Source organism: Novosphingobium sp. (assembly GCF_049240505.1).
GTDB lineage: Bacteria > Pseudomonadota > Alphaproteobacteria > Sphingomonadales > Sphingomonadaceae > Novosphingobium.
The window spans coordinates 60806-83356 of sequence record NZ_JBMLSM010000222.1 but is presented as its reverse complement, the minus strand read 5'-3'; the positions used below and the strand labels follow the sequence as shown (position 1 = coordinate 83356).

At 61.7% G+C, this 22551-nt stretch carries 21 protein-coding genes and 1 pseudogene; 10 read left to right on the top strand and 12 right to left on the bottom strand.

The window, feature by feature from the left end; all coding sequences use genetic code 11:
* From ACOVQ0_RS18465 to ACOVQ0_RS18450, 4 genes and pseudogenes are all read left to right on the top strand, one after another.
* Positions 1 to 397 (top strand): annotated as a pseudogene (locus tag ACOVQ0_RS18465) (4-hydroxy-2-oxovalerate aldolase); the annotation flags it as partial.
* Positions 398 to 454: 57 nt separating this feature from the next.
* Complete coding sequence (locus tag ACOVQ0_RS18460; protein WP_421887934.1) at positions 455 to 1225, top strand: SDR family oxidoreductase; 771 nt, start codon at positions 455 to 457, stop codon at positions 1223 to 1225.
* 11 nt (positions 1226 to 1236) lie between these two features.
* Positions 1237 to 1767 carry an SRPBCC domain-containing protein gene (locus ACOVQ0_RS18455; protein WP_421887932.1) on the top strand — a complete coding sequence of 177 codons (531 nt, stop codon included), beginning with the start codon at positions 1237 to 1239 and terminating at the stop codon, positions 1765 to 1767.
* A gap of 6 nt (positions 1768 to 1773) precedes the next feature.
* A complete protein-coding gene (locus tag ACOVQ0_RS18450) occupies positions 1774 to 2307 on the top strand; it encodes a nuclear transport factor 2 family protein (protein ID WP_421887929.1) in 534 nt (177 codons plus the stop codon).
* 24 nt (positions 2308 to 2331) lie between these two features.
* Here ACOVQ0_RS18450 and ACOVQ0_RS18445 read toward each other — a convergent pair whose 3' ends face one another.
* The 4 genes from ACOVQ0_RS18445 to ACOVQ0_RS18430 all read right to left on the bottom strand — a co-directional run bounded on the left by ACOVQ0_RS18445 (position 2332) and on the right by ACOVQ0_RS18430 (position 7491).
* On the bottom strand, positions 2332 to 2592 hold the full coding sequence (locus ACOVQ0_RS18445) for a hypothetical protein (protein ID WP_421887927.1): 261 nt from the start codon (positions 2590 to 2592) through the stop codon (positions 2332 to 2334).
* Between the two features lie 301 nt (positions 2593 to 2893).
* Positions 2894 to 3979 carry a DUF1214 domain-containing protein gene (locus tag ACOVQ0_RS18440; RefSeq protein WP_421887924.1) on the bottom strand — a complete coding sequence of 362 codons (1086 nt, stop codon included), beginning with the start codon at positions 3977 to 3979 and terminating at the stop codon, positions 2894 to 2896.
* Between the two features lie 31 nt (positions 3980 to 4010).
* On the bottom strand, positions 4011 to 4754 hold the full coding sequence (locus ACOVQ0_RS18435; protein ID WP_421887920.1) for an SDR family NAD(P)-dependent oxidoreductase: 744 nt from the start codon (positions 4752 to 4754) through the stop codon (positions 4011 to 4013).
* 343 nt (positions 4755 to 5097) lie between these two features.
* The gene (locus ACOVQ0_RS18430) at positions 5098 to 7491 is read right to left on the bottom strand and encodes a TonB-dependent receptor (protein ID WP_421887917.1); all 2394 of its coding nucleotides are present in this window, start codon (positions 7489 to 7491) and stop codon (positions 5098 to 5100) included.
* A 330-nt stretch (positions 7492 to 7821) separates the two neighbouring features.
* On the opposite strand from ACOVQ0_RS18430, the gene ACOVQ0_RS18425 reads away from it, so the two are divergent.
* Positions 7822 to 8319 (top strand): nuclear transport factor 2 family protein, encoded by a 498-nt coding sequence (locus ACOVQ0_RS18425; RefSeq protein ID WP_421887915.1) that lies wholly within the window; start codon positions 7822 to 7824, stop codon positions 8317 to 8319.
* 125 nt (positions 8320 to 8444) lie between these two features.
* Positions 8445 to 9194, top strand: coding sequence for an SDR family NAD(P)-dependent oxidoreductase (locus tag ACOVQ0_RS18420; RefSeq protein WP_421887912.1), 750 nt, complete (start codon positions 8445 to 8447; stop codon positions 9192 to 9194).
* Positions 9195 to 9337: 143 nt separating this feature from the next.
* On the opposite strand, the gene ACOVQ0_RS18415 is transcribed toward ACOVQ0_RS18420, so the two are convergent.
* The 3 genes from ACOVQ0_RS18415 to ACOVQ0_RS18405 form a co-directional block, all read right to left on the bottom strand.
* Positions 9338 to 10135, bottom strand: a complete 798-nt coding sequence (locus ACOVQ0_RS18415; protein ID WP_421887910.1) for an SDR family NAD(P)-dependent oxidoreductase — start codon at positions 10133 to 10135, stop codon at positions 9338 to 9340.
* An 80-nt stretch (positions 10136 to 10215) separates the two neighbouring features.
* On the bottom strand, positions 10216 to 12828 hold the full coding sequence (locus tag ACOVQ0_RS18410) for a TonB-dependent receptor (RefSeq protein ID WP_421887907.1): 2613 nt from the start codon (positions 12826 to 12828) through the stop codon (positions 10216 to 10218).
* A gap of 369 nt (positions 12829 to 13197) precedes the next feature.
* Complete coding sequence (locus ACOVQ0_RS18405) at positions 13198 to 14514, bottom strand: TetR/AcrR family transcriptional regulator (protein WP_421887904.1); 1317 nt, start codon at positions 14512 to 14514, stop codon at positions 13198 to 13200.
* 70 nt (positions 14515 to 14584) lie between these two features.
* Here ACOVQ0_RS18405 and ACOVQ0_RS18400 point away from each other — a divergent pair, with 70 nt between their 5' ends.
* Both ACOVQ0_RS18400 and ACOVQ0_RS18395 read left to right on the top strand, forming a co-directional pair.
* The gene (locus tag ACOVQ0_RS18400) at positions 14585 to 15439 is read left to right on the top strand and encodes a hypothetical protein (protein ID WP_421887901.1); all 855 of its coding nucleotides are present in this window, start codon (positions 14585 to 14587) and stop codon (positions 15437 to 15439) included.
* A gap of 98 nt (positions 15440 to 15537) precedes the next feature.
* The gene (locus ACOVQ0_RS18395) at positions 15538 to 16200 is read left to right on the top strand and encodes a TetR/AcrR family transcriptional regulator (protein ID WP_421887899.1); all 663 of its coding nucleotides are present in this window, start codon (positions 15538 to 15540) and stop codon (positions 16198 to 16200) included.
* 21 nt (positions 16201 to 16221) lie between these two features.
* Here ACOVQ0_RS18395 and ACOVQ0_RS18390 read toward each other — a convergent pair whose 3' ends face one another.
* On the bottom strand, positions 16222 to 17706 hold the full coding sequence (locus ACOVQ0_RS18390) for a flavin-containing monooxygenase (RefSeq protein ID WP_421887896.1): 1485 nt from the start codon (positions 17704 to 17706) through the stop codon (positions 16222 to 16224).
* A gap of 85 nt (positions 17707 to 17791) precedes the next feature.
* Positions 17792 to 18562 (bottom strand): SDR family NAD(P)-dependent oxidoreductase, encoded by a 771-nt coding sequence (locus tag ACOVQ0_RS18385; RefSeq protein WP_421887892.1) that lies wholly within the window; start codon positions 18560 to 18562, stop codon positions 17792 to 17794.
* A 279-nt stretch (positions 18563 to 18841) separates the two neighbouring features.
* Here ACOVQ0_RS18385 and ACOVQ0_RS18380 point away from each other — a divergent pair, with 279 nt between their 5' ends.
* Both ACOVQ0_RS18380 and ACOVQ0_RS18375 read left to right on the top strand, forming a co-directional pair.
* Positions 18842 to 19315 carry an Lrp/AsnC family transcriptional regulator gene (locus ACOVQ0_RS18380; RefSeq protein WP_421887889.1) on the top strand — a complete coding sequence of 158 codons (474 nt, stop codon included), beginning with the start codon at positions 18842 to 18844 and terminating at the stop codon, positions 19313 to 19315.
* 5 nt (positions 19316 to 19320) lie between these two features.
* Complete coding sequence (locus tag ACOVQ0_RS18375) at positions 19321 to 19809, top strand: Lrp/AsnC family transcriptional regulator (RefSeq protein ID WP_421887887.1); 489 nt, start codon at positions 19321 to 19323, stop codon at positions 19807 to 19809.
* On the opposite strand, the gene ACOVQ0_RS18370 is transcribed toward ACOVQ0_RS18375, so the two are convergent.
* From ACOVQ0_RS18370 to ACOVQ0_RS18360, 3 genes are read right to left on the bottom strand one after another with little or no spacing between them, the layout of a single operon-like run.
* A complete protein-coding gene (locus tag ACOVQ0_RS18370; protein WP_421887884.1) occupies positions 19806 to 20198 on the bottom strand; it encodes a steroid Delta-isomerase in 393 nt (130 codons plus the stop codon). The two genes, ACOVQ0_RS18375 and ACOVQ0_RS18370, sit on opposite strands and share 4 nt — an antisense overlap.
* A gap of 3 nt (positions 20199 to 20201) precedes the next feature.
* Positions 20202 to 20969, bottom strand: coding sequence for an SDR family NAD(P)-dependent oxidoreductase (locus ACOVQ0_RS18365; protein WP_421887881.1), 768 nt, complete (start codon positions 20967 to 20969; stop codon positions 20202 to 20204).
* Between the two features lie 22 nt (positions 20970 to 20991).
* Positions 20992 to 22539: a FadD3 family acyl-CoA ligase gene (locus ACOVQ0_RS18360; RefSeq protein WP_421887879.1), complete on the bottom strand. Its 1548-nt coding sequence runs from the start codon at positions 22537 to 22539 to the stop codon at positions 20992 to 20994.
* Between the last annotated feature and the right edge of the window lie 12 nt (positions 22540 to 22551).

Here is a 22551-nt window from a genome sequence, read left to right as displayed (position 1 = left end):
TTCCATCGTCGCGGCACAGCACGGCGCGGTGCGCATCGACGCCAGCCTCACCGGCATGGGCGCGGGCGCGGGCAATGCCCCGCTCGAAGTGTTCATCGCCGCCGCTGATCGCAAGGGTTGGAACCACGGCTGCGATGTGATGATGCTTATGGATGCCGCCGAAGATCTCGTGCGCCCGCTGCAGGACCGCCCCGTGCGGGTTGACCGCGAAACGCTCGCACTCGGTTATGCCGGGGTCTATTCCAGCTTCCTGCGTCATGCGGAAAAGGCTGCCGAAACCTATGGCCTCGATACCCGCACGATCCTTGTCGAACTGGGCCGCCGCAAGATGGTCGGCGGGCAGGAAGACATGATCGTCGACGTTGCGCTCGACATGCTCAAGGAACGCGAAGGCTGATCTTCAGCCACCACGGCATAAGGGACAAAAGTCCCGCCATATCGGGAGAGTAAGCAGATGATCCTCAAGGACAAGGTCGTCATCGTCACAGGCGCTGGTCCCGGCATGGGGCAGGCCGCCTGTCGCGGCGCCGCGCGCGAAGGCGCGAAAGTCGTCGTCACCGCCCGTTCGAAATCGGTGATCGAAGAGGTCGCGCACGAAATCGTGGCCGCTGGCGGTGAAGCTATCGCCGTCCCGCTCGACGTGACCGACATGGACCAGTGCAAGGCCGCCGCCCAGGCCGCCGTGGACAAATGGGGCCGGATCGATGGGCTTGTAAATTCAGCCTATTACCACCCCGATTGGGGTCCGCTGATCGAACACGATGTGGATCAGGTGCTGCAGGCGTTCGATGTGGGGGCGGCAGGCGCGCTGCGCATGGCAATGGCCGTCTACCCCACGATGAAGGCCCAAGGCGCAGGCTCGATCGTCAACATCTCCACCCTCTGCACCCGCAAGCCGATGCCCGGCGAAGGCGGCTATGGCATGGCCAAGGGCGCGCTGAACCACATGACCCGCCACCTTGCCGTGGAGTTCGCGGGCACCGGCATCCGCGTCAACACCGCACTGATGGGCTGGATGATGGGCGCCCCGCTCGAAGGCTTCATCGAAAGCCTTGGCGAAGGGGCCGAAGCCTTCCGCACCCAGCGCGCCAGCGAAATCCCGGTGGGCCACATTCCGCCCGATGCCGATTGCGCCAAGGCGGTCTACTTCCTGCTCTCGGACTACGCATCGGAAGTGACCGGCGCGATGCTGGATGTCAACGGCGGCGACTGGGTCGCGGCATAAGGGAGCCTGCCATGCTGCTCGACTGGATGAAGACGCACCCCTCGCTCGCCGATGATCCGGTATCGGGGCTTGATCCCGATGCCATCACCATCAGCGATACGGTCGATATCGCCGCACCTGCCCGCGTGGTGTGGCAGGTGCTTACCGATATGCCTCGCTACAACGAATGGAATCCGTTCTGCGTAAAGGCGGACTCCACGCTGGAAATGGGCGCGGCGGTCAACATGAAGCTGATGAACTACGCCGTTCCCGGCAGCATCGTGCCCAATTGCGAATATATCTGCGCCAATGATCCCGAACGCCTGCTGTCATGGGAGATGGTCTACAGCGATGCCTGGCCCTATCCGGCCCGCCGCGATCAGGTGATAGAAGCCACCGGCGCTGAATCCTGCCGCTATTTCAGCACCGATGCCTTCCTTGGCGCCAATGGCATCCACGTCTTCCGCTTTGCCGGGCCGTGGGTAAAGCGTGCCTTCGATGATTCCGCCCGCGCGCTCAAGGCGCGCGCCGAGGAACTCTACGCCCAAGAACAGAAAGCCTGATCCGCAATGCCTTTCACCCTTCAGCAGCTTTCCGATATCGAGGAAATCAAGGTGCTCAAGCACCGCTATTTCCGTGGGATCGACACCGCCGATCACGCCCTTCTGGCCGATATCTTCAGCGAAAACGTCGCCTGCACCTATAACGGCGGAACCTACAAGGTTTCGCTCAAAGGCCGTGCGGCCATGCTCGAATTTCTCGCCAATTCGTTCCATTCGGGCGCAGCGGCGATGCACATCGGCATCATGCCCGAAATCAATGTCACTGGCGATAACACCGCCACCGGCATCTGGTATCTGCAGGACGTGTTCATCGATATCGAAAAGGACGATCACACCTTCGGCACCGCGATCTACACCGATACCTATCGCCGTGAAGGCGGGGTCTGGCGCATCGAAAGCACCTATTACGACCGCGTGATCGAAGTGCTCAACAAGTTCAGCCAGACCGGCGGCCGCCTCACCGTGCAACGCCTCGCCACCACCGGTCGCAAGCCGGAAGAGCGCACCGATATCAGCAACCTGATCAGCTGGGACGAATAACCCGGCGGTCAGGCCCTAACCCTGTCAGGCAGGTGTTTCCTCCAGTTCGGCAATCTCGAAGACAAAGCTCTTCCACCCACGCTGGCGGGCCGCTTCATCTGCAGGAGCGCGCTTGCGCCTCGCCTCCGCCAATGACCGCGCGTGCCCCCAGAACACTTCGGTCTTGCCGTTTTCCAGCTCGGCCACGATCCGCCAGTAATGCGTAAAGGCATCGGCGGTCGGCCCGATGGTCTTCACATAGCCATCGGGCATCGTCGCTGTCAGGTATCGTTTCTTGCGCGCCATGCCCGCGCCTCATCGCGCAAGGGCTGGTTGGGTGCAAGCACCTCCAACCCCAATTCGCCGTTGTTTGCAAACGCGGGCTTCGTAAACCCACCCCGCTGCGACTAATTTCGCCTTTGGCTCAATAAGTCTCGCTCCCCTCCCTTAAGGGTGGGGCCGGGGGAGGGTTTACGACGTCTGCGTAAATCGCATCAACATCGCCGTCCAAACCCCGCTCACCCTGAGCCTGTCGAAGGGTGCCCCGCCACGTTGCGCAACATGCTTCGACAGGCTCAGCATGAGCGGACCATGAGTGCCAAACCTTTTAAACCTTCACCACCCGCATCTTCGGCGCAACCGGCTCAGCGGCATTGAACCAGCGCCACAGCCCGGTGCCGGACCGGTGCCCGGCAAGGTCCACCCAATGCCCGAAACCGGGATCGGCATCGGCGCAGACCACCATCACGCTGCCGTCCGCTTCATATCGGGCCATCGAATTGTTCACCCATACCTTCTGGTGAACATGGTCGAGCGATTCCATCCACCAGTTGTCGATCTGCAGGTTCCACATGCGGCATTCGGGGATGGGCGTTTCGATCACCAGTGCTTCGCCCGGTTGCAGATCGTAATAGAAGTGGCCGTACCAGATGTTGGGATCGCCCCCCGCCTTCCAGAAAATCTCCTGCGGCGCATCGTAGAACTGGTTGGGATGGGCCATGAACCATTCGGACCAGTTGGCAAAGGTATTGGCAGTGCCGCGCGTCCACGCCGCCGCCGCCAGCAATTGCCGCTCGATCACGTCGGGCGTCAATAGTGCGGGCACCGCAGGCCCTGCTCCCACGCGCTCCACCTTGATGTCGGCAGCCACCTGGCTGGCCTTGTCGTCAAAGGTCTGCCGCACGATCAGCAGGGTTGAATCCTCCGCCAGCGGCAGCCAGTTACCGGCTTTGCGCTCCTTGCTCACATGAATTTCAAATGTGCCGTCCGGGCCAAATGCCATGTCGGCAAATTCGATCTCCCCTGTCGATGCCATCGTCCCATCGATAGCATAGCGGTTGGCCTTGCTGCCGATGGAGAAATAGGGGACCGAATTGCGCTTTCCGGTGATGCGATATTCCTGATCGCCGCGCACCACGCACTGCTGGTAGATATTGTCCGGGTTGTCAGCCCCGATCTTGATCCTGTCATCGCACAGCATGAACAGGCGCGGAAAATCGGGGTCGGCACTGTCCACCAGCATGTTCAGTGCCGTGCGCGCCAGTCGGCTGAGATAGCGCAACCCTTCCGCCTGATCGAGCGCATGGGTCGGGCTGGATGGCCGCGCCAGCACTTCGCCCGCCTCCGCCAGTTGCGCGCAGAAATTGCGCCACACATGGTCCAGATGGCCCACTTCGCTCGCCGGTTCGGTCATCGCAATATCCTTTTGCAGAATGGTTCGGGCATCAGCCCGCCAGCTGGCCCCCGTCCACCGTGAACAAAGCGCCGGTCGCCTTGCGCGCCTTGTCGCTGGCAAGGAACGCGAACATCTCGGCAATGTCCTCAGGCTCGCACGATCCGTCGAGCAGCTTGGGCGCATTGCGCATCATCAGCGCCCAGTCCACGCCTTCGGGCGGGGCGGTGTTCTGCGTCATCGGGGTTACCACATGGCCGGGGCAGATCGCGTTCACGCGCAGGCCCGCCGCCGCATATTCGATGGCCAGCCCCTTGGTGATCGCCGCCACCGCGTGCTTCGATGCCGAATAGCCGATGTTATAGGGCTGGCCCTGCAGTGCCGCGGTCGATGCCGTGTTCACGATCACGCCCCTGGTCTTCAACAGGTGCGGAATCGCTGCCTGACAGATCACGAACACGCTCGATGCGTTGACCGTCATCAGCAGGTCGAAATCCTCGACAGAGAATGTCTCCGAAGGCCCCCATTTCAGCAAGCCCGCGATGTTGCACAGGATATCCAGCCCATCGCGCGCCGCCACGTCCACCAGCGCCCGGCAAGACGCATAATCCGTGGCATCATAGGCCTGCACCACGGGTTTCACCGCCATCATAGCAGCGGTTTCTTCAAGCCCAGCCAGATTGCGGTCGCCAATGGTCAGTTGCGCCCCTTCGGCGGCGAACCTGATCGCAGTGGCACGGCCAATGCCCGATGCCGCGCCCGTGATCAGGCCTTTTTTCCCTTCGAACAGCATCATTATCTCTCCCGGCGTTTTTGATTGCATAGCTTGCAAACACATATCGTCATTGCGAGGAGGCGAAGCCGACGAAGCAATCCAGAGTAGGCCCAAACCGCTCTGGATTGCTTCCCCTCGCTACGCGAGGCTCGCAATGACGACTGCGGAAAGTGTGTGTTTGCAAAATAGATAATTGCCTTGTTTTTGGACAGATGCCGATTGCAAACATGCAAGGTCCGAAACCCACCCCGCTGCGACTAATCTCACCTGCGGTTCGATAAGTCTCGCTCCCCTCCCGCAGGCGGGAGGGGTTGGGGGTGGGCATGAAACCCCTGCGTTTGCAAAAGGCATCATCACCCTGCCCCTAGAACCGCATTCCCACCGTCAGCCCATACATGCGCGGATCGGGGAAATAGCCCAGCGTCAGCCCGCCAAAGCCCGGACCGAAGTCGATGAAGTTCGAAGGATCGCTTTCCTTGGTCAGGTTGCGCACCCACAGCGCGATTTCGGCAGTGCCGCCCGCCAGCGGCACTTCGGCCACCGCAGCGCGCAGGTTTACCACGGTGCGGCCCTTGGACTTGGTGTTCTGCGCGCTCTGATCGGATGCGGTCGGCACGGTCAGCGCATAGGGGAACGTATAGTAGCTCGATACATGGCTCACATCGCCATACAGGTTGAACCGGCCCCAGTCGCCGCGTGCCACGCGCACGTCGAACCCGCCCGAAGCGGTAACCTTGGGCGCATGGGGGAACGCGCGGTTGTTTGAAACATCCACGTTGGCCCCGGCCCCGTTGTTGGCCGTCGCATCGAATTCGATAAACCGCTTGTACTTGGAATCGAGCAGCGCCAGCGAACCGTTCAGCGTCACTCCATCCACCGGACGGATGACCGTTTCGAACTCCAGCCCTTGAATGCGCGCACCGGCGGCATTGCGCACGATCGATGCCGCACCAGACGTTGCGGTAAAGATCGAAAGCTGCATGTCCTTGTGTTCATCACGGAACGCGGCGACGTTGAAAATCACCTTCCCGCCCAGCATCTTCGTCTTCAGGCCCAGTTCGTAGCTGTCGACCTTTTCCGGGCGATAGGGCTGGCACAGTTCGGTCGCGCCCGATGGGCAACCGGCGGGTGCGTTGGGATCGAAGAACACGTTGGTTTCACCGTTGAACCCGCCCGATTTGAACCCGCGTGCGAAGCGGGCATAGACGTTCACGTCTGAATTGACCTCGTAACTCGCGGTGATCGCGGGTGAAAAGTCGTTGTATTTGGCATCGGGGAACGTGCCGTAAGGCAGGTTTGCGATAACCGTTGGCGTAAACACGCCGTTCTGCGCATCGAAGTTCACTTTGAAGAAGCGGCGGATGTCCTTCTTCTCGTGCGTGTAACGCGCACCCAGCGTCAGCTTGAACGCATCGGTCACGTTGTAATCGGCCTGCGCATAAAGCGCGAAAGCCTCGGTCCGCGAACCGTAGTCCGATACCAGATCGGTCCCGCCGCCAAAGTAGGTCTGCGGATTGCTGGTTTCGGCCCGTTCCCTGAAATAGAACCCGCCAAGCACGTATTTCAGCGTGTCTGAAAGCGCCTGCCCGGTCAGCTGCAGTTCCTGGCTGAACGCCCAGTAATCGGTGATGCGCTGCGTAAACGCCACCGGCGTCGGCGATCCATCAAGGTCCAGCCCGTCCGACCATGCCAGATCGCGATAGGCGGTGATCGATTTCAGCGTTGCATCGCCAAGATCGGCAGCCAGCGTCAACGCATGGCCATAGCTGCGCGACTTTTCGTATACCGCCTCGTTGATCGAAGCGGTCGATACGCGATCCGGGTTGGTATAGCGGTCCAGCGGGAACACCGCGCCCGCAAAGGGGTAGCTAGGCGAGTTGGGATCGAAGATATCGCGCGGATCGCCATTGCGGTTTACCCGCAGCAATTGGGCGAACGGGGGGCGCTGGTCCTGCTTGCTGTAATCATATGTATAGTCGGCGGTAATCGCGTCGGACAGTTCCGCCCGCACCTGCACCATCACGCTGCCGCTGCGCACGGTATCCGTTTCGGTCACCGCGTTGGGCCGTGCCGTCACCACGCCCGCAACCGGGTTCGGCACGATATCCACCAGACCATCGCGGCGCACGTACTGGCCTGAAACCTTGGCAGAAAAGATGCCCATGCGCGGCAAATCGACCACGCCCTTCAGGCGCAGTTCGTTGTAATTGCCATAGCTGACCTCGGCCCGGCCACCGGCTTCCCCGCTCGGCGCCTTGGGGATCAGGTTGACCGCGCCCGCCAGCGCGTTGCGTCCATAGAGCGTGCCCTGCGGCCCGCGCAGGATTTCAACGCGCTCAAGATCGGCAACGTCGAAGATCGACCCTTGCGCCTTGGCGATATAGACACCGTTCAGATAAAGGCCGACCGCCGGTTCCCAGGTGATCGCCGGATTGATCGTCACCGACCCGCGAATGGCGATCTGCGAAATCGTCTTGCTGGACGGCGCGCGTTCAAACTTCACGTTCGGCGCCAGCGTTCCCAGATTGTCGATCGACGTGATGCCGCGCGATTCAAGGTATTGGCTGCCGAGCGCGGAAATGGCGATCGGCACGTTCTGGATATTTTCCGAACGCTTCTGCGCGGTGACGACGATTTCGCCGATCCCCGAATCGTTGCCCCCATCCTGCACGGCGTCTTGCGAAGCATCTTGTGCAAGCGCGGGTGACGCAAAAGCGGCAAGAGTGCTCAAGGCCGTAGCGGCAAACAGGTTCCTCATGATGTCCTCTCTTGGGCTGGAACGCTTTCGCGTATTCCTGAATTGCCATATCCATATGATTATCCATCAACATTGGCAATATGTTTGCATAACCCGTAATTTGAGATAGAAAATGTTACGCAAAATGCCGAAATTCGGACTTTAAGGTTTGGCGACGCCTTCCGGCGGACAAGGCAGGCGGCGAAGCGCGCTCTTTCAGCGGCGGTTTTGGCCCTGTTTCTGCAGGCTTGGTGCAAGCAGGGCATCGTCAGGTGCTTCTAGGTGCATCTAGGTGCACTTCAGGATTTCCCGAATTGTCGTGAATTTTTAAACGCTTGCAGGAGGATTGCCATGACCGGCGCGATTGATGACATTTCAGCCTTCCCCCATGCGGACATGATCAGAATGCTGCTGGCCGAAAGGGCGGTGCGCGAAGGGCTTGCCCGCTTTGCCCGCGTGCTGGACGGCAAGCGGTGGGATCAACTGGGCGATGTGTTCGCAGCGGATATCACGTTCGATTACGGCATGGGCGAACAGGCCGGAATGGCAGCGCTGGAAGCCAACATGCGCCGATTCCTCGATGTTTGCGGGCCGAGCCAGCACCTGATCGGCAGCATATCGATCGACGTCGCCCCGGACGGCGCGAGCGCAACCAGCCGCGCCTATGTTCAGGCCCGCCACCAGCGCGCCAGCGATCACGGCGGCGCGGTGTTCGACAGCAATGGCGAATATGTGGACCGGTGGGCCTTGCGCACTGAAGGCTGGCGCATCGTCCGGCGCGATGCGATGTGGCAGACGCACAGCGGCGATGCGGCGATTATCTGGGGTGAGGCCACACCAAGCCAATGATCCACGTTCGCAGATAATTGTGCGATATAAATTACGCAAATATGCATATAAACTGCATTTCACTCTTTCATAAGGCGCTTTTTGCCGCCATAGAATATCGCATTCTATAAATGGGAGAGTCTCACATGCAACTCGCGGGAAAAGTTGCCATTGTCACCGGCGGCGCGCGGGGCGTGGCCAAAGGTGTGGCGACGGCCTTTGTCAAAGCCGGGGCGAAAGTCCTGATCGTGGACCGCGAGGCGGATCTGGGAGAAGCGACAGCCAAGGAGCTTGGCGCGTTCGGCGATGTGGCGTTCATGGCGGTTGACCTGATGGACCGGGCCGCGCTGCCCGGCATCGTGGACGAAGCGGTGCGCCGGTTCGGGCGGCTCGATACGCTGGTCAACGCCGCGCAGGCTTCGCAGCAACTACTGCTGATGGACACCACGACCGAGGCGATGGATCTGGCGTTCGGCACCGGGTTCTGGGCCACGTTCCTGCTGATGCAGGCCGCCCACCCGCATCTGGTGGCAAGCGGCGGATCGGTGATCAACTTCGGCAGCGGGGCAGGCATCGAAGGCATGATGACGCAGGCGTCCTATGGCGCGGCAAAGGAAGCGATCCGGTCCCTGTCAAAGACCGCTGCGGTCGAATGGGGGCCACAGGGCATTCGCGTGAACATCATCTGCCCATTCGCCAATTCGCCGGGGGTGGAGTTGTGGCGGCAGCACTTCCCCGATGCCTATGCGGGCCAGATCGCCAAGGTTCCGCTGCGCCGCATCGGCGATTGCGAAACCGATATCGGCGCGGCGGCAGTGTTCCTTGCCAGCGATGCGGCGGGTTACATCACCGGGCAGACGCTAATGGTGGACGGCGGGCAATTGCGGCTGTTCTGATTGGCGGGATGGCCGGCTAAAATTCGTCATTGCGAGCATCGCGAAGCAATCCAGAGCGGTTTGGGCCTCTCTGGATTGCTTCGTCAGCTTCGCTTCCTCGCAAGGACGAGGGGTGTTTGGAAAAGATGTTCACCTCTTAGAACCTATTCCTGCGGCCCGAAATCGGGTGCCCACGGCACGCCGTTGATATGCCCGCCCCCATCCGCGAACAGGGTGTTGCCGGTCAGGTAGCGGGCGTCTTCGCTGGCGAGGAACAGCGCCACGCCGCCAATATCGCTTTCAGGGTCGCCCATGCGGCCCATCGGGTTGGCGGCGGCGGTTGCGGCGGCAACATCGGGGGCCATTTCGGCAAAGCGGCGATAGGCGGCAGAGATGGCCGCCGGGCAGATCACGTTGACGCAAATGCCGTAAGGTGCCCATTCGCGCGCGGCGGTGCGTGAATAGGCACGGACGGCTTCCTTGGCTGCGTTGTAATCGGCACTGCCCATGTGCGCGTTGACGCCATTGAGCGAGGCCATGTTGATCACGCGCCCCCACCCGCGCGCCTTCATGTGCGGCAGGGCGCGTTCCATCGCCCATTTGGTGGCATAGAGGCACATCTTCAGAGCATCTTCGAAACGCTCGTCCGTCTTGCGCTCTATCCGCACCGGGCCTTCGCCACGGTAAGCGTTGTTGACGAGGATATCGACCGAGCCGAACCGTTCTACGCACAGATCGACGGCGCCGAACACATCTTCGCGTGACGTGACATCGCAGCGGATGAAGGCGGCCTTTGCCCCCAGCGCCACCAGTTCATCGGCAACAACCGGGCCGCGTTCCGCATCGTAATCGGCAACGATGACACTGGCACCTTCTGCCGCAAAGCGCCGTGCGATGCCCTGTCCAATCCCGTCAGCGCCGCCGGTGACGACTGCCGCACGCCCTTCAAGCCTCTTGCCCACGCGGTATTCTCCCCATGAAATCAAAAGAGGCCGGGTTTTTACGCCCGGCCTCAATCGCTGTCAGATCACTTCGGTTCCGGTCAGTTGCCGAAGCTGTAACGCAGGCGCAGACCGAACATGCGCGGTTCGCCGTAGATCACGCTCTGCGCACCGATGGTCTGGAAGATACCGGTGTTCGAGATGATGTAGTTCTTCTTGGTGATGTTGGTTGCAAACAGGCTGAGATCGACCGGTGATCCCAGCACGCCCTTCCAATCGATCGTGGCGTTGAGCAGGCCATAGCTGGGCAGCAGAACGCCGGGTTCGTTGACCGTGCCATCCGGGAAAAATTCGGTCGAGAACGGCGCAGTGGGCTGCTTGTCGGTCCAGTTATAGCTGAGGAACAGGCTGACCTTGCCGATATCTTCGGACACCGGCAGCGTGTAGCGGCCATAGACCGAGACGATGTTGGGCGAGAGATACTGCAGCGGACGACAGGTCATGTCGGCCCCGGCAAAGGCCTTTGGCGAGTTGATCGACTGCGCTGTGCAATCCCACACGCCCGAGCTGGAATTGAACACGAACGATTTGTACTTGGCGTTGAGGTGGCTGTAGTTTCCACCCAGCTCGATGCTGTCCGTCGGCTGGATCATCGCTTCGACTTCGACGCCCTTGATGGTGGCCGAAGCATTGTTCAGCGTGACCGCGCCATTGCCGCCGGTGGCATTGTTGAAATCGCCTGCCGCGCGCTGGATGTTCTTGTAATCCAGCCAGAAGCCATTGACGTTGAAGCGACCGCGCATTCCGCCTGCGTTGAAATCGGTCTTGAAGCCGGCTTCATAATCGGTGACCGTTTCCGGCCCGAAAGTGCGCGTGCTTTCGAACACGGCAAAGCTGTTGAACCCGCCTGCCTTGTAACCGCGCGTGACCTTGCCATAGACCATGATGTTGTCGTTCGGACGGTAATCCAGTCCGATGGTCCAGTTTGGTGACGAACTTTTGAGCTGTGCGCCGAACTGGCAGGTGGTGCGTGGATCGGCAATCGACTGCTGCGGATTGGGATTGGACTTCCACGAACAGGCGCTGACGAACTGCGTGCCATTGGGCAATTGCGTGTAGTTCCATGATGCGGTGGTGCCGCCCACGGTATCCCAGGTGTAGCGATAGCCTGCCGTCAACCGGAGCCGATCCAGCGCGGGCGAGAATGCGCCGAAATCAAGCGAGCCTTGGGCATAGAGCGCCTTGGATTCGCTGGTAACGGCGATTTCGCTCTGGCCGATGGGGCAGCCCGTGATGGTCTGCAATCCGCAGACGTTGGTGGAAAAGTTCCTCATCGTGCCGCGCGGGCTTTGCTTGAAGTAGAAGCCGCCGACGGTGTAGGTCAGCTTGTCGTCCAGCGCAGTGCCCTGAAGCTGCAGTTCCTCGGTCACCTGCTTGTACCAGTCACGCGGGGCGGTGCGGCTGAGCAGGGTGTTGCCGGTATCGTAGATCGGCGCAAGCGTGGCGTCCTGATCGTTGGCGTAGAACGATTTCAGTTCGGAATAGCTGAAGATGTTGCGCAGCTTCAGCGTGCCGGAAAGTTCGACATCGGTGGTGTTGCTGATGCTCCACGATTCCAGCTTGGAAAAGCTGTCCAGGCCGTGCGCCGTCTGACGATTGCCGCGTGCGTTCTGCTGGTTCAGCAGGTTGGTGTAATAGCTGCAATTGGCAGGGCCGGTGCCCGCCCCGCAGAAGTTGAACGTAGGCGCGATGGCGCCAAGCGGGAAGGTTACGCCGGGCGCAACCGGGATGGGCCGCGTGGCGATGCCGGTAAAGTACCGCGTGTTGAAATTGCGGGCGATAGAGCCAGTGCCGTTGCTGTGCGACTTGCCATAATAGGCCAGCGTATAGTTGGTGACGCCTTCGAACGGTTCGATCCACAGGCCTGCGCGCACCATGCGCCAGTGCTGGTCATCGCGATCCTTGTTCCAGTTGGTATCGTAGGTGAAGCCATCACGATCGCGCGATGCGCCGACCAGACGCAGGCGTACCTTGTCAGAAATCGGCACGTTGAGGACGGCTTCGACCTCTACCAGATTGTAGTTGCCGAAACCTGCCTGAACATAGCCTTCAAGCGCGTCGGTCGGCTTGGTCGGGGTGAGCAGAATGGCGCCGCCGGTGGTATTGCGGCCAAACAGCGTGCCTTGCGCACCGGCCAGCACCTGCACGTTCTGCAGATCGACGAACGTGCCCGGACCGCCCTGCCCCGAAAGCGAAACGGCTGAAACCAGCGGCACTTCGTTCATGTAAACCACGACGGCGGGCGAACCCTGGAACGACGCGCTTTGCCCACGGATCGAAGGCGACATCACCTCGCGCGAAGCCTGACCATTGGGGCCGACCACCAGTGACGGCACCGATGCCTGCAGATCCTGAAGCTGGGTCAGGCCGCGTTCGCGGATGCTGTCGGCACTGATCGCGGTGATCGAGATCGGCACGTCCTGCGCGCGTTCTTCGCGACGGTTGGCGGTGACGATGATTTCCGAACTGGCCGGGATTTCCGAACTTGTTGGTGCGGCGCTTTCGCTTGCCTGATCGGCATCAGCATTTTCTGCGGCATTTTCAGCGGCAAAAGCGGCCTGCGGCACGGCGACGACGCCCAGCGCCACGCTGGCCAGCAGCGCAGCGCTGCAGCGACGGGCGATGCCCGATTTAAGATGGATCCCTTCAGACATTATTTTCTCCCTCCAAATTTCAAGCCTGCAACACGACCTGACCAGGTTCGTGGACAATGCGATGAGAGAAGGTTGGCAATGCCGGCTCCAGACGCATCTGGACCGCCCGCGCATGGCAGGCTTCACCCTCATCCCGGATTCAGTTTCTTGTCGGGCAGGAGAGTAACAACTACGCAAAATTAGTGCAATGACTATTTTAGATGCGCTTTTTGCGTAATTAATCCGCGCTTTCCGTGACCATGTGCGGGTCGCCGCGCAGCCGAATCGGCACGGCGCTAGTTGCCGCGCCTTGGGGGGCAGCTTTCAGGCGGTTTCAAAGTAAGCGGGTGTCCGGTTGGGCGCGCGGCGCCAAGGCAGCGGTCGCTGCGGTCAGCCGTTCAAGCCGTGCAGGAACAGGGTTGCGGTGCGACGCGCATGGCCAGCCAGCGCATCGGGCGCGGGGCCGTGGCCTGCGGCGATGGCGCGGTTGCCCTGCATGGCCAGCACGATGCCCTGTCGCGCCAGCCATTGCGCATCGGTGTGGCCCGTGGTTTGCGCAATCCATTCTGCCAACGGCCCGATCCACGGTGTGCGCACGGCGTCGTGGACCGCGCGGGCCAGTGCCGGATCGCGGCGTGCGGCGGCGATGGTAGCGCGATGCAGGGCAATCGATGCAGGGCCGGTGAGATGCGCGGTGGCAGACGCGAAGTAGCGGGTCGCCGCTTTCGGGGCCGCGTTCAGGGCCGCGTCCACGCTGCCATCCATCGGGAGAGCGGGAGGCTGCGCGCGACGGGCGACTTGCGCGGCCAGATCGCGCATTGCGGCATCGAACAGCCCGGCCTTGTGCGCGAAATGGCGGTACAGGGTGCCGCGACCGACTTTGGCTTCTGCGCCGATTGCGCCAAGACTTGCCGCTTCATAGCCATCGCGCAGGAAGTGGGCGGAGGCCGTGTCGAGCAGGCGGCGCAGGTGCGGTGGGTGGATGGGCGGTGTGGGCTGCGGGGCGGACGCTGGCGTCCCGGCGCGCGCGGGGCTGCGGGGCATGGCGAGAATGCCCTGTTCGAACAGCGCGGCGACCCTGGCGGCCAATGCCGGGCGGTCTTCGGGCGATGGTGGAGCGAAGCCCATCAGCAGCGCCGAGCCTTCCACCGCCAGCGATCCGAAATCGAGCGCATCGTCGATGGGTATGGGCCGCATGATCCCACGGGTGCGGGCAATGCCCTCAATTGTTTCGCGGACCGGTTCCATCCGTGCGGCCTGCCCTTTTTGCAGTTCGGCGGCGAAATCGGGCATACGCCCGCCCAGCCCTGCGGCCAGCCACAGCGGGCTGAGCAGGCCGCCATCCACTGCCGCATCGAGGATGGCTTGCGCAAGGCCATCAAGATCCTCGCGCCGCTGCAGGGCTTGGGCGCGCGCTTCAAAACGGTTGGCCATCTCTTCAAGCGAGGCCCGGAACAGGGCCTGCTTATCGGGGAAATAGCGGTAGATCGTTTCCTTGCTGACACCGGCCTGACGGGCGATGGCATCGATGCTGACGCCATCGAAGCCATCGGCAACGAACGCTGCCCGCGCGGCATTCAGCAGGTGCGCCACGCGGGGCGGCACGACATCAGGGTCTGTCATCGGCGGGCCGTCCATCCCCTGCGCTATAGCATTCCGCCACAGTGATGCACCCTTGGCACGGGCGGCCATCCACACTCTTGCCATTTACCGAACGGTTCGATACCGTTCGGTAAATGGCAAAGAGCAATTGCCCTGCTGCAGAGAGGATACATTGATGGCTGACATGCCCTATCTCGCGCGTGGTGTGATGCCCGTGGAAACGCCGTCGAGCGTGCTGGTTTCATCCTCGAAATACCTCAACAATCCGCGCCTGCGCGAATGGCTGGCGATGATCCTGCTGCGCCGCAACGGGCCGGATATGCCGCCGCCTGCGGAGATGTACGAATTCCTGCCGATCCTTGACGAACTGCGCGATCACGGTGCGATCGAGGACATGTTCACCGCCGAACGACGGGCGAATCCCGAACTCGACGCATGGCTTTCCGAGGGGTTCTATTCGACCTATGCGATAGAGGATTTTGCGCAGTATGCGCCCGGATCGCTGGGGGGCATTTTCTATCAATGGATTACCGAAGGGAACTACGAAATCCAGATCACGCCGTGGCGCGAACCGAAAAGCCAACTGGAATTCTACAACCTCCGTTCCGGCCAAACGCATGACTTTGAACATATCCTGTGCGGCGGCGGGTTCAATTTCATGGGCGAACTGGTGCCCTATTGGTATCGCCTGACCAACGTGTTCAAATTCATCCAGAATCCCGAACTCGCCGCTGAACTCAGCGTGATCCAGATCTTCGGATCGTTGCGCTATACCGTGCGGACGCTGCTGCATTATCCGCAGGTGTGGGACACCTGTACCGATGCCATTCAACGCGGGATGACCGTGGGCAAAGCCAGCGACGCCCTGTTCATGAAGAAGCTCGAAACCGTTTTCCACCTGCCGCTGGACGAAGCGCGTGCGGCGCTGGGCGTGCGTGGCGCGGTTGATGTCGATACCGATCTGGAAGGGGCTTTCTGGGCCGAGCGCATTCCCGCTACGGCCTTGGAACAGCGGATCGCGGCGGAATGATCTGACTGTCGGGTGAGTGGCTGGCAGGTTATCGCTGACCACCACAGCCCCGCTTTCGTGCGGTTGACACGTTATCTCGCGAAAGTAAGTGAGTGTTCATGGCAAGAACACGCATTCCCGGTGCCGAGCGCCGCAGCCAGATCGTTGCGGCGGCGCGGCGGGTCTTTTCGCAGCATGGTTATGATGGGGCGAAGACGCTGCAGATTGCGCGCGAGGCGAAAGTTTCCGAAGCGCTTGTCTATCGCCACTTCCCCAGCAAGCTGGCGCTTTATCGTGCGGTGTTGCGGCAGGTGTTCGTCGAACAGGACGAACGCTGGCAGGAACAGGGCATTCAGGCCGAAGGGTCGCTGGGCCTGGCCGAAGCGATCCATAGCTTCATCGCCGCCAGCGTGGCCGATGCGGGCGACCCGGCGCGTTACGATACGCATCGCATGACATTGGCGAGCCTTGCGGGTGATGGTTCCTATGCCAGCCTGATCTATCGCCGGTCGCAACGCCGCAACGCGGCATCAATGGAAACGGCCTATGCTTCGGCGCGGGCGGATGGCGGGTTGGCAGGCACGCCGCTGGATGTTCCGGCAGCGGCGATGTTCATCGAACATGTCGGCACGATGATAGCGGCCATAGGCGGACTGCCGCCCGCCGCGCGGCCCTATGGCGTGCATGGCGATGATCTGGTGCGGCAGGCAACGTGGTTCTGCCTGCGCGGAATCGGCATGACCGAAGAGGTGATCGAGCGCTATTTCGCCAGTCGCGACTGATGCCGCGACTGGCGTGACCGATCAGGCAGCTACCAGCGTCCTGATTGCATATTCCGACAGAACCGGCTTGGCCATCGCATCGGCAAAGGCATCATAGGACCACGGCCAGCTGGCCGGAACGCCGGTGGCATCAAGATACCAGCTTGTGCAGCCCGACCCGAAGATCGTGGTTTTGGCAGCAGCGATCCGCCGTTCTTCATAAGCATTGTGCGCCTCTACCGTGGGCATGACCGAAGCCGCTTCGCCGTTGCGCAACAGGTCGATCAACTGATCGATATAGTCCCACTGGCGTTCGGCAATGTCGATAAGCGAGAAGTTGCCCACTGGCCCGGTCGGTCCGTTCAGCATGAACAGGTTGGGGAAGTGTGGCAGCGTGACCGCATAGTGCGCGGTGGGCCGGGTGGCCCAGAAGGCGTCCAGCGTCATGCCGTTTTCGCCGGTGACGCCAGCAGGGCGGATGAACTTGTCGGCCTGAAAACCGGTAGCGAGGATCAGCGTGTCGAGTTCGTGGAAAGTGCCGTCCGCCATGCGCACGCCCTTGGGTTCCACCCGTGCGACTTTGCCGGTTTCCACGAACACGGCGGGGTGCTGCACTTCTTCGTAATAGCACCATGAATAGATCAGGCGCTTGCACGCGGCGCGGTAGTTCGGGCGCAGCTTTTCCTTGAGTTCGGGATCGCGGATCGAGGATTCGAAATGCTGGCGGCAAACATCCTCGATCATCGTCATCTGCGGGCCATCGATGTCGGTAATGGCGTCGGTGAAGCGTTTGATATTGCCGATATATTCATCGGCAAAGCGGATCGCGTCAATCAGCGCGGGATCGCGGCGGAAGGCTTCGCGCTCTTCTTCGGTGTATTGGAACTGCGGCACCGGCATGACCCATTGCGGCGAACGCTGGAAATGCACCAGCTTATCGACCTTCTTGTTGATCGCGGTGACGATCTGGATGCCGGTCGATCCCGAACCGATCAGGCCGACCTTTGCCCCTTCGATGGGGGCGGTATCGTCCCAGCGCGCGGTGTGGAAGGCGGGGCCTTCGAAGCTGTTCAGCCCTTCGATATCCGGCAGACGCGGATGGTGCAGCACGCCCGATGCGGCGATGACCACATCGAACACATCGCGCGATCCATCGGCAAGTGTGACCGTCCACTGGCTTGTACCCGCATCCCAATCGAGCGCGCTTACTTCGCTGTTGAAGCGGATGTCTTCGGCAAGACGGTACTTGGCGACCACCTGTTCGAAATAGCCCTGCACTTCGCTGCCGGTGGCATAATAGGCCTGCCATTCGGGATAGGGTTCGAAGCTGTAGGTATAGGCGTGGGCGGGCACATCGCACGACAGGCCGGGATAGCGATTTTCGCGCCAGGTGCCGCCGATCTTCGCCGCCTTTTCATAGACGACGAAGTGTTCACCCCGCTGTTTCAGCTTTATCGCGGCAAGGATGCCCGCCATCCCGGCCCCGATCACGGCGTGGCGCAAGGGGCGATTGGTGGTTGCAGTCATGGTTGGTCCTCTACCCGTGGTCGTTATCATGGGACTGCAATCCCACTCATTGGGGTGCCCCACATCACCCGAAAGGATTATGTCTTCACGTCAGCAACGCGCCGCCGTTGACATGGATGACCTGTCCGTTGATCCAGCGGCCATCTTCCGACAGCAGCAGGGCCACCATTGCCGCAATGTCTTCGACCTTGCCCAGACGGGTGCTGCGGGTGTCGGCGATGCAGTGATCGATCCATTCAGGCGGAACCGCGCCGCCTGCGATCATTTCGGGCGTCATCACGAAACCGGGTGCCACGCAATTGGCGGTTACGCCCTGCTTGCCCCATTTGCTGGCGACATGGCGCATCAGCGCGTTCAGCCCGCCCTTCGATGCGGCATAGGACGGGCGCTCAGGCTCGCCCGAAATGCACGCGCCCGAACTGGTGTAGACGATTGCGCCGTGATCGCTTTCAACCAGATGGGGCAAGGCCGCGCGCGTGCAGAGCAGGTGACCGCGAAGGTTGACCGCAATGGTGCGATCGAAGGTGGCCATGTCCAGCGACAGCGCATCTGAATCGAGGAAGATCGTGCGCAGGTCTGCCGCGTTGATGTGCGCACCATCCAGCCCGCCCAGCTTTGTTACGGCTTCTGCAAAGCAGGCGTTGACCGCTGGCTCATCGGCAATGTCGACCTCTATGGCATGGGCTTCGTGCCCGGCATCGGTCATGCGAGCGACAACGGCCTGCGCCGCAGCAAGGTTCACGTCCGCCACGCAAACCCGCGCGCCTTCTGCGCAAAGGCGTTCCACCGTTGCGGCACCAATTCCCGTGCCCGCGCCCACAACGATGATGGCGCGATTGAGCAGTCTCTCTTGCATGGTTTTATGATCCCTAAACTCTACGCATATTTTATATAATTTGAAATTTCATACCTCGTTTTCGAATTTTTGCTTGCACAAACATTCGCATCGAATCTGCTTCGTCGAAGCAAATGCTTGGCAACAGGGCGAATGACATTCAAAAATGTCCGCAAAATCGGCCTTTCCCTTGCGGAAAACGGCGCAGAACGCGGTTGACTGCCCGGCTTGGGCTGCGCAAACCTGCATTGCATCGGCAGTTCATGCCCGGATGGCGCCAAGATGATGCTGTGAGGTGGAATGAGTCAGGTTTTCAACTTCGACGCGACGGACATAGCGATCATCCGCGAATTGCGGGCCAATGGCCGCGCGAACAACCAGCAGATTGCCGAGACGCTGGGGTTGACCGCGACAACGGTATCCACGCGCATCCGGCGGATGGAGGATGCTAACCAGCTGCGCGTGGTGGCGGTATCGGACTTTTCGGCGCATGGCTTCAACGTGCTGCTGCGCATTTCGGTGTCGGTCGATGGCCGCCCCGCGTCCGACGTTGCCAGCGAACTGGCGGCCCTGCCCGAAGTGGTGGCAGCCCACATGGTGACCGGCGGCTATGATATCGACATGCTGGTGGCGCTGCACGATTTCGACGACCTGTCGGACTTCCTGCTCGACAAGCTTTCGGGCGTGCATGGCATTCGCACGCTGACGCCGGCCATCGTGGTCGACATCATCAAGTATCAGTTTGACGTCGCCCCGATCGAAGGAAAGGCATAACCGCCGTGGCAGTCCCCCAGCTCGACACGCTCGACACGCAACTGGTCGACATGCTTGGCCGCGACGCGCGCGTTTCCAACCGGCGCATTGCCGCCGAACTCGGCGTGACCGAAGGCACCGTGCGCGGGCGCATCAAGCGTCTGCAGCAGGACGGGCTGATCGCCTTCACCGCGATCACCGGCTTCCAGATCGAACAGCGCGCCCGCCTTGCCTTCATCAACGTGCAGGCAGAGGTCAACCGCGTGCGCGAAGTGGCGCAGGTGATTTCGGACATCCCCACCGTCAACGCCGTGCTGATCACGATGGGCCAGTTCAACATCACCGCCATGTGCCTGATCGACGATCTGGACGCGCTGGTGGAGCTGGCTTCGGACAAGATCCTTGCGGTGGATGGCGTGCATCATGTGGAAACGTCGATCGCGGTGAAGACCGTGAAGTACAACGCCCGCATGGCCAAGATCACCAAGCCGGAAGTGGTTGCTGACGACGACTAACTTTCTGCGGGGCCAATATCGTCCGGTCCCCAGAACGCGCGCAAGCTGGTGATCCGGCCTGCAGTGTCGAACCGGCAGGCGTCGGCTGAACGGATGCGCAGCCGTTCACCCCCCGGCGGAGTGAACTCCACATCGAACACCAGCAGCGCTTCATCGCCATGCGATCCGCGATGGGGTGCAACGGGGGTGATGCGGGTCTGGTAGGCGACGGTATCTGCGAACCATGCAGCGATGGCTTCCCCGGTGTGCGGGGTCGATCCGATGGGGTCTTCGATCACGGCATCGGGCGCGAACAGCGCTGTTACCCCCGCAGCGTCGCCCGCGTTGATCCGGTCGACATAGGCCTGAAGCGTGGCCTTCATCGCGGCTTGTGTGGGAACCCGGCTCATGCCTCAGGGGCCGACGGGCAGCATGACAGGAGCGAAAGTGGAAAGCAGCGCGGCGTCGAGAACCTGAGCCTGTCCGGTGATGAAACCGGCGGCGGGGCTGCATAGCCATAGCGCCACTTCCGCCACGTGCTGCGCGCTGCCCATGCCACGCAGCGGCACGCGTGACATGTCCTGCGGGTCCACCATCGCCACATCGGGCGCGCCGATCAGCGGCGTTTCCACGCCGCCCGGACACAGCGCATTGATCCGCGCGCCGCGCACGGCAAAGGCATCGACACAGGACTTCACCAGCCCCACCACGCCATGCTTCGCCGCGCTGTAGGCCGGGTTGCCGGGATGGCCCACCACGCCTGCCGCCGATGCGGTGACCACCACGGCCCCACCTTGCGCGATGACCGGCTGCACGGCCTTGACCCCGTTGAATGCGCCTTTGAGGTTTACGGCTATCAGCCGGTCGAACAGCGCCTCGTCCACTGTGTCCAACCCCTCTGCCGCGCCATAAAGCCCCGCGTTGAGAAATGCGGCGTCGAGCGTGCCCGCCTCTACGATCACTTTGGCGACCATTGCCTGATTGCTGGCGTAGTCGGCCACGTCCACCTGCACGGCAACCGCACCATTGCCGATCTCCGCCGCAACCGCCTCTGCCCCCGCCAGGTTGAGATCGGCGCAGAACACACGCGCGCCTTCCTGCGCAAAGCGGATGGCTGCGGCGCGGCCAATGCCCGAAGCGGCACCTGTGACCAGCGCCACCTTTCCGTTGAAACGCTGCATCGCTCTCTCCTGTATGTGTATGTTAGCGCAGGTCTGTTTTCAGCACTTTGCCCGCCGCGTTCCGTGGAAGTTCGGGCAGGATCGCAAAAGTGCGTGGCACTTTGTAATTGGCCATATTCTCACGCGACCAGACAATGAGATCAGCTTCACTTGGCGCTTCTGCGCCTGCCCGCAGCACGACGAAAGCCTTGCCCAGTTCGCCCATGCGTTCATCGGCAATGCCGATGACTGCGGCCTGTGCAATTGCCGGATGTTTGGCAAGGATCGCTTCGATTTCAGCCGGATAGACATTGAAGCCACCGCAGATGAACATGTCCTTCTTGCGGTCGGTGATCTTGAGATAGCCTTTGGCATCAATGGTTCCGATATCGCCGGTATGCAGCCAGCCATCGGCGTCAATCGCCTCGGCAGTGGCGGCGGGATCATCAAGATAGCCCCGCATCACGCCCTGGCCGCGCACCCACAATTCGCCCGCCTCGCCGGTTGGCATGTCCTGCCCGTTCTCGTCCACGCAGCGGACTTCGGTGCCGGGCAAAGGGTAACCGCAGGTGTTGGCAATGGTTTCGGCATCGTCGCCCTGCCGGGTCATGGCGATGCAGCCGCATTCGGTCATGCCATAGCCGTTGACGATGTTCGACATGCCCAGTTCCGCCCGCATCCGTTCTACCAGAACCGGCGGTACGGGCGCGGCGCCTGTCACGGCCACGCGCAGCGAGGAAAAATCGCGCGGCTTGTCGCCCGCCAGTTCCTGAAGCAGTGATTGATAGATCGTTGGCGGGCCGGGGATGAAAGTGATGCGGTTTTCTTCGATCTGGCGCACCATCGCGCCCACGTCGAAGGTCGCCATCGGCACGATCGTTGCCCCGCGTACAAGACAGGCAGACCAGCCCGCCTTGTAGCCGAAGGTGTGGAAGAACGGATTGACGATCAGGTAGCGGTCGCCCGGCCGCAGATCGACGCGCACGGCCCAGTCCCCGAAGATCTGGGTGGCCTGACAATGCGCGGTCAGCGCGCCCTTGGGCCTGCCGGTGGTGCCCGACGTGAAGATGATATCGCAGATGTCGTCCGGGCCAACCTGCGCGAAAGCGGCATCTACCGCCGGATCATCCGCCCCCTTTCCGCGTGCGACGAAAGCGTCGAAATCGCGGTCGAGATGGATCGTTTCGGCAAGGTCGGGCAGGTCTTCGCCCGCGATCAGCGTGGCATAGTCCTGATTGAGGAAGTCTGCCGGGGCGAACAGCAGCTTCACGCTGGCACGGCGCAGAATGTCCGCTGCCTCGTGCCCCTTGAAGCGGGTGTTCATCGGCACGATTGTTGCGCCCACCGCTTGCGCGCCCAGCGCAGCCAATATCCATTCGCGCGTATTGGGCGCCCAGATCGCAATGCGGTCCCCGTGGCTTACGCCGCTGGCCAGCATGGCCGAAGCAGAGCTGCGGGCATCGGCCCAGAGTTCGGCAAACGTCCAGGTTCGATCCCCGACGATCAGCCCCGGCACATCGGGCCATTGCTCCGCCGCCGCCTTGGCCGCGCCGGGAATTGTGCGGGGCCAGTTGCCCATCGCCTCGGTCATCGCGGGTGTGCC